At 56.7% G+C, this 15,229-nt stretch carries 14 protein-coding genes and 1 tRNA gene; 8 read left to right on the top strand and 7 right to left on the bottom strand.

The annotated features are described in order from the left end of the window. The first annotated feature begins 15 nt into the window (after nucleotides 1–15). The 7 genes from GZH91_RS14165 (at nucleotide 16) to GZH91_RS14135 (ending at nucleotide 5,974) form a co-directional block, all read left to right on the top strand. A complete protein-coding gene (locus GZH91_RS14165) occupies nucleotides 16–714 on the top strand; it encodes an MlaC/ttg2D family ABC transporter substrate-binding protein (protein WP_408646863.1) in 699 nt (232 codons plus the stop codon). Nucleotides 715–1,093: 379 nt separating this feature from the next. Next, entirely contained in the window at nucleotides 1,094–1,366 is a 273-nt protein-coding gene (locus GZH91_RS14160; protein WP_147075159.1) for a BufA1 family periplasmic bufferin-type metallophore, read from the top strand. A 6-nt stretch (nucleotides 1,367–1,372) separates the two neighbouring features. Further along, nucleotides 1,373–2,236, top strand: coding sequence for an MNIO family bufferin maturase (gene bufB, locus GZH91_RS14155; protein ID WP_147075158.1), 864 nt, complete (start codon nucleotides 1,373–1,375; stop codon nucleotides 2,234–2,236). Next, the gene (locus tag GZH91_RS14150; protein WP_147075157.1) at nucleotides 2,220–2,996 is read left to right on the top strand and encodes an HvfC/BufC N-terminal domain-containing protein; all 777 of its coding nucleotides are present in this window, start codon (nucleotides 2,220–2,222) and stop codon (nucleotides 2,994–2,996) included. Before bufB ends, GZH91_RS14150 begins: the two co-directional genes overlap by 17 nt. A 25-nt stretch (nucleotides 2,997–3,021) precedes the next feature. Then, the gene (locus tag GZH91_RS14145) at nucleotides 3,022–3,471 is read left to right on the top strand and encodes a DoxX family protein (protein WP_147075156.1); all 450 of its coding nucleotides are present in this window, start codon (nucleotides 3,022–3,024) and stop codon (nucleotides 3,469–3,471) included. A gap of 930 nt (nucleotides 3,472–4,401) precedes the next feature. After that, nucleotides 4,402–4,884, top strand: a complete 483-nt coding sequence (locus GZH91_RS14140) for a hypothetical protein (RefSeq protein ID WP_147075154.1) — start codon at nucleotides 4,402–4,404, stop codon at nucleotides 4,882–4,884. 226 nt (nucleotides 4,885–5,110) lie between these two features. Further along, the gene (locus GZH91_RS14135) at nucleotides 5,111–5,974 is read left to right on the top strand and encodes a GGDEF domain-containing protein (RefSeq protein WP_161984283.1); all 864 of its coding nucleotides are present in this window, start codon (nucleotides 5,111–5,113) and stop codon (nucleotides 5,972–5,974) included. A gap of 145 nt (nucleotides 5,975–6,119) precedes the next feature. On the opposite strand, the gene GZH91_RS14130 is transcribed toward GZH91_RS14135, so the two are convergent. Next, nucleotides 6,120–7,079, bottom strand: a complete 960-nt coding sequence (locus tag GZH91_RS14130; protein WP_161984131.1) for an IS5 family transposase — start codon at nucleotides 7,077–7,079, stop codon at nucleotides 6,120–6,122. Between the two features lie 24 nt (nucleotides 7,080–7,103). On the opposite strand from GZH91_RS14130, the gene GZH91_RS14125 reads away from it, so the two are divergent. After that, nucleotides 7,104–8,099 carry a GGDEF domain-containing phosphodiesterase gene (locus tag GZH91_RS14125; RefSeq protein WP_161984282.1) on the top strand — a complete coding sequence of 332 codons (996 nt, stop codon included), beginning with the start codon at nucleotides 7,104–7,106 and terminating at the stop codon, nucleotides 8,097–8,099. 187 nt (nucleotides 8,100–8,286) lie between these two features. On the opposite strand, the gene GZH91_RS14120 is transcribed toward GZH91_RS14125, so the two are convergent. From GZH91_RS14120 to aprB, 6 genes are all read right to left on the bottom strand, one after another. Beyond that, nucleotides 8,287–8,362, bottom strand: a tRNA-Lys gene (locus GZH91_RS14120). 42 nt (nucleotides 8,363–8,404) lie between these two features. Continuing rightward, nucleotides 8,405–10,531 (bottom strand): nitric oxide reductase activation protein NorD, encoded by a 2,127-nt coding sequence (locus tag GZH91_RS14115; RefSeq protein WP_147072448.1) that lies wholly within the window; start codon nucleotides 10,529–10,531, stop codon nucleotides 8,405–8,407. Between the two features lie 8 nt (nucleotides 10,532–10,539). Then, complete coding sequence (locus tag GZH91_RS14110; RefSeq protein ID WP_147072446.1) at nucleotides 10,540–11,352, bottom strand: CbbQ/NirQ/NorQ/GpvN family protein; 813 nt, start codon at nucleotides 11,350–11,352, stop codon at nucleotides 10,540–10,542. A gap of 7 nt (nucleotides 11,353–11,359) precedes the next feature. Next, complete coding sequence (locus GZH91_RS14105) at nucleotides 11,360–12,274, bottom strand: YkgJ family cysteine cluster protein (protein WP_147072445.1); 915 nt, start codon at nucleotides 12,272–12,274, stop codon at nucleotides 11,360–11,362. Nucleotides 12,275–12,513: 239 nt separating this feature from the next. Further along, nucleotides 12,514–14,532 (bottom strand): adenylyl-sulfate reductase subunit alpha, encoded by a 2,019-nt coding sequence (gene aprA / locus GZH91_RS14100; protein ID WP_147072442.1) that lies wholly within the window; start codon nucleotides 14,530–14,532, stop codon nucleotides 12,514–12,516. 74 nt (nucleotides 14,533–14,606) lie between these two features. Then, nucleotides 14,607–15,080, bottom strand: coding sequence for an adenylyl-sulfate reductase subunit beta (gene aprB / locus GZH91_RS14095; RefSeq protein ID WP_147072441.1), 474 nt, complete (start codon nucleotides 15,078–15,080; stop codon nucleotides 14,607–14,609). Nucleotides 15,081–15,229 lie beyond the last annotated feature (149 nt).

Genomic DNA, 15,229 nt, shown 5'->3' with positions numbered 1-15,229 from the left:
ACGCATGAGCCCCCGTTGAAATTTTTCGCAGGTGCAGGAAAATGGCTGGTCGCCGGTCTGGCTGCGCTGAGCCTGCTGGTTGTCGCGCACGGACAGGCTGCGGGCGCCGATGTGGCGCCCGATGTGCTGGTCAAGACCACCACCCAGGAAGTGGTTGCCATCCTTAAAAAGGACAAGGACATTCAGGCGGGCGACACCCGCAAGATATACGAACTGGTGGACGCCAAGATTCTGCCCAATTTCGACTTTAACCATATGACCATGCTTGCGGTGGGCAAATACTGGCCGCGTGCCACGCCCGCCCAGCGCCAGTTGCTGATCCAGGAATTTCGTACCCTGCTGGTGCGCACCTACGCCAGTTCGCTGACCGCATTCAATAACCAGGCAATCGAATTCAAGCCGTTCAGCATGGCGCCGGAGGCGACCGACGTGACGGTGCAGACCCAGGTCAAGCAGCCCGGCGCCCAGCCCATTCCAATCGACTACAGCATGGAAAAAACACCTTTCGGCTGGAAAGTCTACGATGTGGCGATTGATGGCGTGAGCCTGGTGACCAACTACCGCAGCTCGTTCGGCAGCGAAATCCGCCAGTCGGGCATTGATGGACTGATTCGTACCCTCGCCAGCCGCAATCAGCAGAATGCGGTCAGCCAGCAGGAAGCACCGGCGGTCAAGACCGCTCCAGCCAAGAAAACTCGCGCCACGCCAAAATGATGCAACCGGGAAACGGGACTTACGTTCTCGTAGGAGCCGCGACGGCTGCCACATCCGGGTTATGGGTTGTACTGCTTGCAACAACCAGGCTATCCGAAGCGGGCTGCGCATCGCAGTGATTGACAGCGGCAGCGCAACCATGCCGGCAGCCTTCAACGCGGCTTTACGGACACGCTGATTGGGCGCGGTGTGATGGAGGGCATCTGCGTCAACATCGGCTACATTCCGTCGAAAATCAATTTTTTGTAAGGAATGCCAAGTTCGGTAGACTAAACGGGTAAGCGAATCAAGCTATTCGCCCGAAGAGTGCGGAATATCGCTTAATAAACGCAAGTTTCCGTCTCGTCTTTTTCCACGAAATCAGTAAGGAGAGATACAAATGAATAAGCAAGATCTTTTGGTTAAATCCGCTATCGCAAGCCTCCTGGCCTTTGGTTCTATGACTCTCACGGTACCGGCAGTTGCCGCAGACATGTCGAAAATGGAGCAATGTTTTGGCATCGCCAAGGCCGGCAAAAATGATTGCGCGGGTAAGAGCAGCGCGCATTCATGTGCGGGCAATGCAAAGAAAGATGGTGAGAAAGATTCCTTTGTTTTAGTGCCAAAAGGAACCTGCGCCAAGATCGTGGGCGGAATACCGGGTCACATGTAATCCAAGATGATCGCCAAAAAATTGTGCGATCGGGTAGCAAGCCCAATTCCGGCGAATGCCGGGATTGGGCTGCGCGCCAAGCACTACCGGGACATTCTGTCAGCGCCGCCCGCCATCGGGTGGCTCGAGGCGCATAGCGAAAACTATTTCGCCGAGGGAGGACAACCCCTTTACTACCTGGAACGGATTCGTTCCAATTATCCTTTGAGCCTGCACGGCGTCGGCTTGTCGCTCGGTTCCACAGACCCATTGAACAGGGAACATCTGCGCAAACTGAAATCCTTGGTTGCGCGCTTCGAACCCGGCCTGGTATCGGAACATTTATCGTGGGGCTCCGTGTCTGAGCGCTACCTCAACGATCTGCTTCCGCTGCCTTATACCGAAGAGGCGCTCGCACATGTCGCCAGCCGCATCATGCAGGTACAGGATTTCCTGGGTCGGCAGATACTGGTTGAAAACGTATCGAGTTACCTTCAGTTCAAGCAATCCACGATTCCCGAGTGGGCGTTTCTGGCCGAGATTGCGGTGCGGTCGGGTTGCGGCATCCTGCTGGATGTCAACAATATTTATGTCAGCGCCGTGAATCACCAATTCGACCCGCTGGCTTATCTGCACGCCATACCCGCAGAAGCCGTGCAGGAAATCCACCTCGCGGGATTTGACAGCAATGGCGAATGCCTGATCGACACTCATGGAAAAGCGGTCTGTGACGATGTCTGGGCACTTTATCGCCACGCATTGGCGCACGTCGGAAACGTTCCGACGCTCATCGAGTGGGACACGGACATACCCGCGCTATCCGTCTTGCTGGAAGAAGCAAGGAAAGCCGAAACCCTGCTGCAGGAGGCCCGCCATGAGCACATTGCGTGACTTGCAGCGGGGCTTCATGGCAGCCGTATTCAGCCGGGAGAAAGCCTCGCTGGCGCAATACCTGGCCGGCACGGCATCAGACAGTGTGTGGCGCACCGAGATTTACCGTAACAACGCTTTCAGCAATCTGCGCGGCGCGCTCGAGTCGGCCTATCCCGTCATCGTCAAATTGGTGGGCGCGGAATTTTTCCGCTATGCCGCGCGGGAATATATTTATCAGTATCCTTCGGTGAGCGGGGATCTGCATCGTTTTGGCGCAGCCTTTGGCGCGTTTCTGGCAGCCTTTCCGCCCGCGGCGCAGCTGCATTATCTGCCCGACGTCGCCAGGCTGGAATGGCTGTGCCACAGGGCTTACTTTGCAGCTGACCACGCACCGCTTCGGCTGGATAGATTGCTGCAGGTGGCGCCGGAGCGCTACGGCGATTTGAAGTTCAAGCTAAACCCTGCCTGCGCCCTGTTTGAGTCGGAGTTTCCCGTCGACCGGATATGGCAAGCCAATCAGGACGGCTATGCAGGCGAGCAGTGCATTGATTTGTCCAGCGGGCGCGCCACTGTTCTTGTGCGGCGCGAAATTTATCGCGTTGCCGTTGTCACGCTGCCGAGTAGCGAATGGCGCGGGCTGCATGCGCTGTCGACCGGACAGACTTTTTCGGCTGCTTGCGATATCGCACTCCAAGTCGATCCGAATCTGGACTTGGGCGCGACCTTGAGACGATGGGTAGACGAGGCAATATTGGTGGACTTCGCCATTTCAACATAAGGCACATCATAATAAGGAGATATTCATGACAATGACGAACAAACCGATACGGATTGCAAAATTCGCCATACAGCGGCTGGATGATATTAGCCCGGTCATCGATCTCGCCGCCCGCCTTTTTGTGGCGAATGTTTTCTGGAAATCGGGATTAACGAAAATCGCCAACTGGGACAGCACAGTCTATCTGTTCACCTATCTCTATCACGTACCTGTTCTGTCCCCGGAGGTGGCGGCTACCTCGGCAACCATGGTTGAACTCGGCGGTGCGGTGCTGTTGGCGCTTGGCTTGGCCTCCCGATTCGGGACGGCTGCTTTATTCATTCTCAATATTGTGGCGGCCACTTCTTACCCGGATCTCTCCGACGCAGGCCGCCAGCTTCACGTTTATTGGGGAATATTCCTGCTGATATTCCTGCTGCATGGGCCGGGGAAACTGTCTATCGACCATTTCATTCGCAAAAAAATGATGGGGTAGGATTTGACCCGAAGCGCTGGCTCTCTGCCTCAATTCGCGCCCAGGCCAGCTGAAAAATTAAAAATCCACCTCCCTGCGAGGAGGGCATAATCATGATGCATGAACCACATCCAATTTCAGCTGGGGATGAGTGTGCGGGCGCTGCATGCGGCATACGGAACGGAAGTCCAATGCGTTGTTGCAGCGGGTGATGAAAATGGACGGCTTTAATCAAAGCTGGATGAAAGACATCCTCCTGAATCTGATACGGGCTCTGCCGGACGCATTGCCGGATTACCAACCCCAGCGCCGAAATCGGCGGCGTGCGCTGTGACTTCAGGCTGGGCATGCCGGTCGAGTTTGGCTCACGCAGCGATGCAATGGGCGTGAAACGGGGTGATGACCGATGGGACAAAATTCAGGATAGGCTCCGTTGTCGACATGCTCATCCAGTCTGAGCGCTGTTTGATGCCGCCCTTCGCTAAAGCTTTTTATCATCGATGCCGATCCGGCCAGCGCTGACGTATGCTGCCCGGGCAGTTTTGTAAACGAAACCATCGGCAAAACCCACCAGACTATCCCAATTCAGCATCCTATCGGTTTTGTAGATGATCGGTATTCAATCATCAGCAAGCTGCGGCGCAGTGATGACCTGACTGCCGCACAGCAGGCTGAGCTGGATGCGATACGGTTGATTGGGGACATCGACCTGAATGCCCCGTTCTGGATTCAGTTTCTGCCCATGTATTTTTTAGGCAGCCGCGCCGATGAGGAAATAATCAACACCGCCGCACTGCTTGAGGCGTTTCAGGCCAGTGGCGGTGGCTGCCAACCACTGCCGCCATTGACCTGGACGTGTTGGCTTGAGGGTGTGTAGCCGTCCGGCTTGCGGATCAGTTACCGAATCCAGATCCTGTGGTTCTTGCCGGGGCGGCTGCGCCAGCGATCCAGATGGTGGTTGAGAAAGCCACAGCTAACGCCAGTCAGCGGCCCAAGATCGATCTCGCGCCGTTGCAGTCAGTGATCAAGGAAACGCTGCAGCAGGCGCAGGCTGGCATGCGGGAAGCCAGCCGCGATGTCCTGCTCAACCGCAACGTCGTCATTGTCATGCTGGCTGGCGTACTGATGTGCGGCATAGGGGTTTGGTGGGGCGGCCAACAGTCTGACGCGCGATGGACCCCGTGGTGCAACAACTCCATGATCGGTCAAGCATCTGGGTGCGGGTGGCCATCACCTGCACCCGCCGTGCGGGTTAAGCGGCGCGGGGAGAAAACTGGCTGCCGCCTGCGCGGCAGCGTTTTGAACGGGATTGGTTTTTATTGGGTATTGTTTGCCGTCCAGAAATGTTCCTGTATCGTCGGCTGGAATCCATATAAAACGTATCAGCCACACATAAAATCATCTTGCCTGATGGCGGTAAGCGGTGGAGTATAGTGGTCCCCAATTTTCGGCCAGTGAATTGGGATGGTAGCCCGCTGTAAAAAGGAACAGGTTATGAGCGGGACGAAGCGCAAGAATTTTACTGGTGAAAAAACTCGCTCAATAATAGAAGCAATAAAGGAGCAGCGCCAGCCGGCTGCATTTGAAAGACTACCCTCTTAAACTCGATGTATTATTGTCTTGACTGAGGGGTTCACTATAAAAAATAGGCGTAGCTAAAATGGAATTCTCTCAAGAGCAGTTCTCCATATATAAGGCCCTGTTAACGGCTACCAAAATCCTGGCTCAGGGAAATACGCCCGATGGAGTATTGAGGGCGGCCTGTGATGCACTTGTGGCGTCATCTGAGCGTATTTGCCTGGCATGGATGTACTTGGGTAATCCAGGTTCTGAACCGATCAGGCCCTCATATTCAGCAGGGAGAGCTTCCGAATATACCCGGGATTTGGTGCTTGATCTTTCTCCGGGAGCGATGAAAGGCCCTGGCAGGCGTTCCCTGGCAGAAAATGAACCTGTTTTGGTAAAAGTCCATTCTGATTCAAGCTTCGCTATTTGGCGTGAAAGTGCGGTTCGATACGGTTTGCAGGAAGGACTGACTTTACCGATAGGTGATCCGGATCATCCCTTTAGGGGGTTGATAGTGATCTTTGTTGATACGCGGGATTATTTTGAACAGATCGGGGTTGAGCCTTTTATTGCTTTTGCCCAGTTGGCTACAGTGGCCTTGGATCAAGCCCGGCTGAAGGTCTCGCTGGAGGTAATGGCTTCGATTGATCCTTTGACCAACCTTCTTAATCGGAGGGCAATGCAAGAAATAATCAACCGTGGGTATGCATACGCAAAAAGATCAGCAAAACCGTTTAGCATCATTCTGTTCGATCTGGATCGATTCAAGATGCTCAATGACAATTATGGCCATAATATCGGCGATAGGATTCTGCTCGGAATCAGTGAGGTTGCAAAGCAAACACTACGCACAAGTGATTGGTTGTGCAGGTGGGGCGGCGAGGAATTTTTGGCTATCCTGCCCGACACCGATGAAAATGGCGCGCTCAAGATTGCTGAACGGCTAAGGATGCTCTGAACAACCCCGCCCGAAGTACAGCGGCAGGCCATCCTGTTTCAAATCGTAGAATGGGTGCCGTGAAACGCACAAACAATACTGTTTCCGACGCTGTTTTGGACGTTTTTCGCCCCGTTTAGGGCTTTTGCCCGGTTTTCAGGCGCACTCATCCCTGAGTCTCGATCAACTTGCTTCGTACCATCCACAAGTTGGACAGCGCAAACAGCGTGACAAGCTGCGCTGTGTTCTTCTTGAGGCCGCGGTAGCGCACCTTCACGTAGCCAAACTGGCGCTTGATCACCCGGAACGGGTGCTCTACCTTGGCTCGAATGCCGGCCTTGAGTTTCTCGACCTGGTCAATCAGCGCGTCTGTGGGTTTGTCCTTGTCCAGCGCACGGCGCTTGCCCGGGCGCATGGCCACGTGCCAGGTGACGCGGGCTTGGGCATTCGGGCGTTTGTCTGCGCCCTGGTAGCCTGCGTCGGCAAAGACATCCGTCTCCAGGCCCTGCAACAGGTCGTTGCCTTCGGTCACGTCGTTCACATGCGCGGCAGTGCCGCGCACGGTGTGCACCAGCCCGGACTCGGCATCGGCGCCAATGTGGGCTTTCATGCCGAAGTACCACTGCCGGCCCTTCTGGGTGGAGTGCATTTCGGGGTCGCGTGCCTTGTCGGCGTTCTTGGTGGAGGTGGGCGCTGCAATCAGGGTGGCGTCTACCACAGTGCCCGCTTTGAGCAGCAGGCCACGCTGGATCAGCAGTTCGTTGATGGTGGATAGAATGCGGTCTGCGAGCTGGTGCTTTTCCAGCCGATGGCGGAAACGCAGGATGGTGCTCTCGTCGGGCAGGCGGGCGTAGTCTTCAAGCCGGGCAAATTCGCGGTATAGAGGGATGTCGAAGAAGGCTTCTTCCATGCCCGGGTCGGACAAGGTGAACCATTGCTGCATGAAGTGGATGCGCAACATGGTTTCCAGAGAAAACGGTGGGCGGCCATTGGTGCCTTTGGGATAGTACGGGGCAATCAGCCCGACCAGCGCTGCCCAGGGCACGACTTGTTCCATCTGCTCCAGAAACTCGCGCTTGCGGGTCTTCTTGAGGCTCAGGTTGATATCCAGTGTGGTTTGTTTCATAGGCTCAATATTGCCATACTTGCCTTGAACAATGCGCTCTGGGTGGGGGAGTTTTGCAGAGTTTCCCTAAGGGAAGCAATCGAAAAATTCTCAATTCGGCTCAATACGCAAAAAATTAAAACTTCTGCAAGCATCGGGATTGCCAGTTATCCCCGTGACGGTGATACGCCAGATTTTCTGATGAAGGCAGCAGATGCGGCACTTTATGAAGCAAAAAAATCCGGACGAAATCGTGTGGTGGCAGCCAGGGATAAACGAGAGGTTTATTCTATTGCGGCTAAACTGAACACTGCCATTGAAACCAGCAGGCTGGTGCCAGCCTATCAGGTGATAGTAGACCTGAAAACCAGAAAGCCGGTTGCCGAAGAAGCGTTAGCCAGACTAATTGATGAATCCGGAAATATTATTGCGGCTAACGACTTCATTTCTGCAGCGATGGAATTGCAGCTGACACACTTGGTCGATTACCAGATCATTAAACAAACCATGAGCCACTGTGCATCTAATATTGCGGGCGGCGGCCAACGTATGGCGCATTTCGTTAATATTTCAGCGGACCTTTTGCTTCACCAGGATTTGATTCAGAGTCTGTTTATTGAAGCTCAGTCAGCCTGCATCTTGTGCGGCGTGGATATGGAACCCACCAAGCCTCTGGTGCTGGAAATTACTGAAAGACAATTGCTCGGTGATGCAAACGCAGTCAAAGCCAAGCTTTCCCCTTTCATTGATTTTGGAATGCGGTTGGCCATTGATGATTTCGGTAGCGGCTATTCTTCATTCCAGTATCTGGCTGACCTGCCTGTGTCGTTTCTAAAAATTGAAGGGAGCCTCATTAAACAGGTAAAAGACAAACGCGTCAGGCAGATACTCAAACGGATTAGTGATATCGCAAAAGATCTGCAGTTGACCACGATAGCCGAGTTTGTCGAAGATGCTGATACCGCTGATATTCTCTGTGAGCTGGAAATAGACTGGGCTCAAGGCTATTTCTTTGGGCGTCCTGTGCTGGCAAAACAATAATCGCATTGCTGTAACAAGGTTCGCTGTATCGAGATGTTTTACACTGCTTGGTCAGTATAAAAAACAAAGGCTGGGCACGCGCGCTGGATGGATACATTCGAGCAGGCGGAAGTCGCCCAACTTGCTGGAAACGTAACCCCGGCTTAGAAACTGAAACGGCCTCCATCGCTGGAAGCCGCTTGTGTTATGGTGGGTCGGGCGGGGGTCGAACCCGCGACAAACGGATTAAAAGTCCGCTGCTCTACCGGCTGAGCTACCGACCCGGCAAGCCCGCCATTATACGGTATTGGGTTGCTCCGTCAACATCAGGTCGTGAGTTTGCGGTAGATGTCGGCAGCCTTGAGCGGTAATTTTTTCACGTCGTCAATTTCGATGTAGTTGGCCGCGCCATACATGTGCGGCAGGTAGGCTTTGGCTTCGCGGTCGATGGTGATGCAGAACGGGTGGATGCCGGCACGGCGCGCTTCGATCAGCGACTGGCGCGTGTCCTCGATGCCGTACTGGCCGCGGTAGACGTCGAAATAATCGTCCGGTTTGCCGTCGGAGAGGGTAATCAGCAGCTTGGTGCGGGCTTCGACCTCAATCAGCAGTTTGGACAGGTGGCGGATGGCCACGCCCATGCGCGTGTATTCCTGCGGGGTGATGCCGGCGATGCGGGCTTTGACTGCCGGTGTGTAGGGTTCGTCGAAGCTCTTGACGCGGAAGATTTCGCAGCGCTTGCGGGTGATGCCTGAAAACCCGTAAATCGCGTAGCGGTCGCCCAGCACTTCCAGCGCCTCGGCCAGCAATACCAGCGCTTCGCGCTCGGCGTCGTTGATCCAGCCTTTGGTCGAGCCGCTCATGTCCACCATGAACATGACGGCGATGTTGCGCTCGGAACGGTGCATGCGGGTGAACAGGCGGTCGCTCATTTCGCTGCCGTCGCGGGCGTCGGCCAGGGCTTCCACCAGCGCGTCGATGTCCACTTCGTCGCCTTGCACCTGGCGTTTCTCCACCCGGTTTTCGTCGCGCATGGCTTCAAAGGTCTTGCGCAGGTGCTTGACCAGGCCGCCATAACGCGCCAGGACTTCCGCCACGTAGCCGGGATCGGCCGGGCGCACGTCCTTTTCGCGCAGCACGCACCAGTTCTTGCGGTAGTGCTTGCGGCCGCAATCCCACTCCGGATAGAGGTGCGCGCCTTCTTCATGGTAGGTGCCCTGCCAGACTGCGTCGGGGTCGCGTTCCTGGTCCTGGTAGCGCTTGGGGTCGTATTCGCCGTCGCCCGCCGGGGTGAGGTATTCGGGGGGGATGTCGCCGAGGTCGAGCTTGATCGAGGTGATCAGCTGGCGCACGTCTTCGGGCGGCGCGACGGGCATGTCGTTGAGGGTGATTTCGAACTGGTCGATGTTGGGAGTGTTGCCTTCTTCGGGCTCTTTGAGATTAAACACGGGTGGTTTTTTCTCTTCCTCCCCATGCTGGGGCGGGTGCAGGTCGTCGACGAGTTGCGCCAGTTTGACGCGCAGCAGCATTTTTTCGCGTTCCAGCCGCGCGGCCAGGGTGCTGGCTATGGCATCCGGACGCAGCTCCCCCTGGTAGCAAACCGGCGCGGGCGCCGGGTGCGGATAGGCGGATTGCAGGCAGCTCAGGGTGTCGAAGACGGCGGCATCGGGGGCAGCCAGCACATGGGCAAAATCGTCCCAGCCAGCGGGCAGGGCGGTTTGACCGAGTACCTGTCGGAGCGCTTGCATGTCGCGGTAGAGCCCGGGCAGCTCGCGCGCCAGACAGGCATCAAGACGCAGGGTTTCCAGTGCAAAAAAGCAGTTCAGCGCGTGTGCCTGGTCAGGATAATCAGCCAGCGCGTCATGCAGGTTGACGCGAAAGCTGCCATAGCGCGTTTGCGCCCACTGGAACGCGACCATGGCCTTGGCCAGGCGGAAGTTGTCCTCCGCCGTTTCCATCCATGAGATGACGGCTGGCAGGTACAGGGTTTCGCTGTCGGTGAAGGGCGCGTCCGCCTGCTCCAGTTTCAGTTTGCGGCCGGACAGACCGCGCACAAAAGTGAGCAGGATGCCGCTGATATCTTCAAAGACGGTGCCGGAAGTACGGATCTCACTGGTATGGACGAATTGTTCGACGTTGCGGATGACCAGTAGCGCATCACGCAGGCCGGTACGGTCGTAGGTGTCCATCGCGCTGAGCGCCCAGGTTTCCAGTACCCGCCGGTCGAGCTTGTCGAGCAGCGGCACCGCGCGTCCGGCAAACTGGTAAGCGATTTCGATATTGGTGGTGCTGATGCGCTTGACCCAGTCGAGCAGGTAGTCCTGCTGTACCCGTGACAGCGGGTGAATGGCGGCGATCAGTTCGTCCAGACGCAGGAAGGAGAATTCAGCCTCGAGGGTTGCTTCGAGGAAGGTTTCGATAGCGTCGGCGGTTAAAGGCGGGGGCTGAACCATCAAACAGCTCAGAACAACGACGAAGACAATTCCTGTACCGCCGCCAGCATTTCCGCGTCATCGGTAATCGCCTGGGCAATTGCACATTGGCAGGCGGTGACCGGCGGCACCCCTTTGGCGATGAGCTTGCCGGCATGGATCAGCAGCCGCGTGCTGGCGCCTTCTTCCAGGCCGCTGCCTTTGAGGTTGCGGGTCATCTGCGCGAATTTGACCAGACGCTCGGCCAGTGCCGCATCCACATCACTCTCGGTGGCGACGATTTTGGCTTCCATGCTGGCGCTGGGGTAGTCGAATTCCAGCGCCACGAAGCGCTGACGGGTGCTCTGCTTCAAGTCCTTGAGCACGCTCTGGTAACCGGGGTTGTAGGAAATAGCCAGGCAGAAATCCGCACTGGCTTCGATAATCACGCCGAGCTTTTCCATTGGCAGCGCGCGGCGGTCGTCGGCCAGCGGGTGGATCACCACCATCGTGTCCTTGCGTGCCTCGACGATTTCGTCCAGGTAGCAGATCGCCCCGGCGCGCACTGCCCGCGCCAGTGGCCCGTCCACCCACACCGTCTCGCCGCCCTTGACCAGATAGCGCCCGACCAGGTCGGAAGCGGTGAGGTCGTCATGGCAGGAGACGGTAATCAGCGGCCGCTTCAGGCGCCACGCCATGTATTCCATGAAGCGCGTCTTGCCACAGCCGGTGGGGCCTTTCAGCAACACCGGCAGGCGATTGGCGTAGGCGGCTTCAAAGATGCTGATTTCGCTGCCAATTGCTTCGTAATATGGTTCGCGCTCGATGAAGTTGGATTCCGGGTTGAGGGTACGGGCGTTCACAGGCGGCTCAATCCTGAATGCCGTATTTGTCGTTGGGGTCGCCATATTTGATGGCTTCGGGCGGCACCTTGGCGACAATCCCGTCCATGACTGCTGCGCGCTCGGCCTTGCGTGCCAGACGCCTGTCGAGGGCGTCGGTCTTTACCGGAATGCTGGGCTCGCTGAACATGACCTGACGGATGAGCCGAAAGCCGAATTGCATCAGTTCGGCTTCGCTGCCGAGGATTTTTGCCATGGCGGCGTCGTCAAGGTCGTACACCTCGCGGAACGACGGACTTTCCACAAACTGGCGGAAACGGTCGAGGTCGTAGCAAGCCATGAAAAACAGTTGCAGGCTGCGGTCAGAAGGTTTGCCTATCGTAGGCCCTGCGGATTTTTTCTTGAGGATGAGCTGACGCCAGCCGCGTCCGAGTTCGTCGTAGATTTCAAGGCCTTGTTCCTTGCGGTAGTCGTTGACGCTGATGGTGCGCGGCTCGAAGTGGCCCAGGCAGTGCTCTTCCTTCACCATGGCGTAGGCGTCGCGGTCGGTGAATTCGTTTTGTTTGCGCATGGAAAGTAGCGCTACCGGATAGTAGCGGCACGCGGTGGGGCGGTCTTCATAGACGCTGCACCCTTCCGGTTTCATGAACTGGCAGGCGCTGCCGCCTTCGACTGGCTTGAGCTTGATGCCGGCAATGCCGCCCGGCTCCAGTTCGTAGGGAATGGTGTATTTCACCAGGAACTCGCCGGAGCCCATGTTGAGGCGATTTTTCAGGCGCAATACATCGTAGGGGGTGAGGCTGATGTCAATATTGCTGCAGCAGGCGTTCCAGCACTTGATGCCTTTGTGGCACTGAAACTGGATGAGCTTGTCGCCCTCCACCAATTGCGGCACGACCGGGCTTTGCGGGAAGGGAAAATCGTTGATGTCGGGCTGTTGCATGAAGGGCTTCCTCGCTGCGTAAACGGTAATTCATTAGCCTCAGAGGGCACGGAGATCGCCGAAGATACGCAGTAATGGTGATTCGCGTACCGGTTTTCCCGCTAAGTTCTCTGTGTGCTCCGTGGCCAAAAAGCTTTCAGGAGCGTCTCAGGTTTCCAAAGCGGTCGGAATTCCAACCGCTTTGGAAACAAAAAACCGGGCACCGTGGTGCCCGGTTCAATTTTACTGCGATACCAGCATTAATGCGCGGCAGCTTTGAACAGTTTGGATTTGTCCACCAGATCCACGTGCTTGCGCTTGAACACCGTCCATTGCTTGGTTTCTTTGTCGTAGATAGAGTTGACGAAGCACTTCCAGTTTTTCTCATCGACAAAGTTTTTGTCCATGCGGTAGTAGAAGCCCGGGTAGCGGGATTCTTCGCGGAACTGGATATGCTTCATGTGGGCTTCCGCCGTCATCAGACGATGGTAGTTTTCCCAGGCGCGCAGCAGTTCGTGCAGGTCTTTCGCACGCATCTTGAGGGCGTCTTCCTTCAGTAACTCGAGTTTTTCTTCGGCCACTTTCAGCATGTGCGCGTTGGTGGTGTAGTAGGTCGCCACACCGGCCACATACTCGTCCATGATTTTCTGCAGGCGGAACTGCAGCATCTTGGGCGTGATGTAGTGCGGGTTGATGTCGATGGCCGTGGTGTAGTCCTTGAACTCAAGGAAAGTCTTGACCGGCTGATAGATGTCCGCGACCAGCTGTTCGGGCGAGGTATCCAGTTCCGGTTTCCAGTCCTTGTTGTCGATGCAGTACTTGACCATGGCCTTGGCGCACATGCGGCCTTCGGCATGCGAGCCGGAAGAGAACTTGTGGCCGGATGCGCCGACGCCGTCACCGGCGGTGAACAGACCCTTGACCGTGGTCATGGAGCGATAGCCCCAGTTCCACCCCTTGGGCAGGTGCCCCGGGATTTTGGCAGCATCGTCATGGTCTTCATTGGTGGGCGCGCCGAGATCCTCGGGACCGGATACCCAGATACCGCAGCAACCGGAATGGGAGCCGAGCAGGTAGGGCTCGGTAGGCATCAGTTCGGAATTTTTCTTCTCCGGTTCGATGTTTTCACCCACCCAGACACCGCACTGGCCGATGCACATGTCGAGGAAGTCTTCCCAGGCTTCTGCTTCCAGGTGCTTCACTTCGCGTGGGGACAGGGTTTCGCGCAGCTTGGCGAGGGCGGCGACTGTGTCCATGTAAATGGGGCCGCGGCCTTCCTTCATCTCCTTCAGCATCAGGTGGTTGCGCAGGCAGGAGGCGGGAACGGCGGCCAACCCGTAGGGCGGATAGTCGTTCAGCATCTCCTTGTTCCGGTCCATGTACACTTCGCCGTCAGCATTGACCGCCTTGGCCTTGAACAGCAGGAACCAGGCGCCTACCGGGCCGTAGCCGTCCTTGAAGCGGGCGGGCACGAAGCGGTTTTCCATCATGGTCAACTCAGCGCCGGCTTCGGCGGCCATGGCGTAGGTGGAACCGGCGTTCCATACCGGATACCAGGCACGGCCCTGACCTTCACCCACGGAGCGCGGGCGGAACAGGTTAACGCAACCGCCAGCCGCCAGCAGGATGGCCTTGGCCTTGTATACCACGACTTTGTGCTCACGCGTGGAGAAGCCGACTGCACCGGCAATGCGCGAAGGATCGTTCTTGTCGTTGACCAGCTTGACGATGAAGATGCGCTCTTCGATGCGATCCATGCCCAGCGCCTTTTTGGCGGCCTCGGCGACGATCCACTTGTAGGATTCGCCGTTGATCATGATCTGCCACTTGCCCGAACGCACCGGTTTGCCACCGTCTTTCAGCGCGGGCATGCCTTTGGAGCCGTCGTGGCGTTCGCCGTTTTCGTCGGTTTTCCAGATCGGCAGGCCCCATTCTTCGAACAGATGCACGGATTCATCCACGTGGCGGCCCAGGTCGTAGGCGAGGTCGTCGCGGGTGATCCCCATCAGGTCGTTGGATACCATGCGGGCGTAATCGGCGGGATCCTGCTCGCCGATGTAAGTGTTGATGGCGGACAGTCCCTGTGCCACTGCACCGGAACGATCCATGGCAGCTTTGTCCACCAGTTTGATTTTCAGGTCAATGCCGGTTTCGGCCTTGGCGGCATCCGCCCAGCGCATGACTTCGTAAGCGGCGCCACAGCAGGCCATGCCGCCGCCAATCAGAAGGATATCCACTTCTTCTTGCACCACTTCGGGATTACCAAATTCTCCAGCCATTATCTCATCTCCTTGCTTGCAGTTCAGCGTGGCGCGCAGGCCCGCTCCCTCCCGCAATATGTTGGGTTAAATCGTCAAGATTGCTTGCGGATCAATTCGGCGGGATTGCCGGGGCGGTAGCCGCCGGAGGCCGTGAAGAAGCCCGGCTTGGTGATGTTTTCCAGTTTCGCCGTTTCCTTGCCGCCGTAAGGGTCGATGGAGCCTTCCGGTGTGGTACGGATCGGGAACTTGAAGCGCTTCAGCGTGCCGTTGCGGAACTTGATGGTCCACATGATGGAATCGGAACCGCGCAACGGTTGCACCGAGCCGCCCAGCGGCACAATGTCGGCGTAGTGGCGCACTTCAATGGCGTTTTGCGGGCAGATTTTCACGCAGGAATAGCATTCCCAGCATTGCTCCGGCTCCTGGTTGTACGCCTTCATGGCGTGCCCCGTCGCAGAGCCGTCTTTGTCCAGCATCATCAGGTCGTGCGGGCAAATATACATGCAGGCGGTCTTGTCCTGGCCCTTGCAACCGTCGCATTTGTCGGTACGAACATAGGTAGGCATCTCTTCAGTCTCCTTTTGTTAAAAACACCGCGTCAGTCGCGGCCCTTTGAGACGCTGAACCAGCCTTGGCCGGGGCGAAACTGGGTTGAACCAGTGCTTCTTCCGCTTCCGGGAGGCTCAGAGCTTCAAATTACTTCCCTCTCTAACCC

This window comes from Sulfuriferula plumbiphila (assembly GCF_009938015.1).
In the GTDB taxonomy this organism is placed as follows: Bacteria; Pseudomonadota; Gammaproteobacteria; order Burkholderiales; family Sulfuriferulaceae; genus Sulfuriferula; species Sulfuriferula plumbiphila.
The sequence above is the reverse complement of the archived record's forward strand: the minus strand, read 5'-3'. Positions and strand labels throughout refer to the sequence as shown.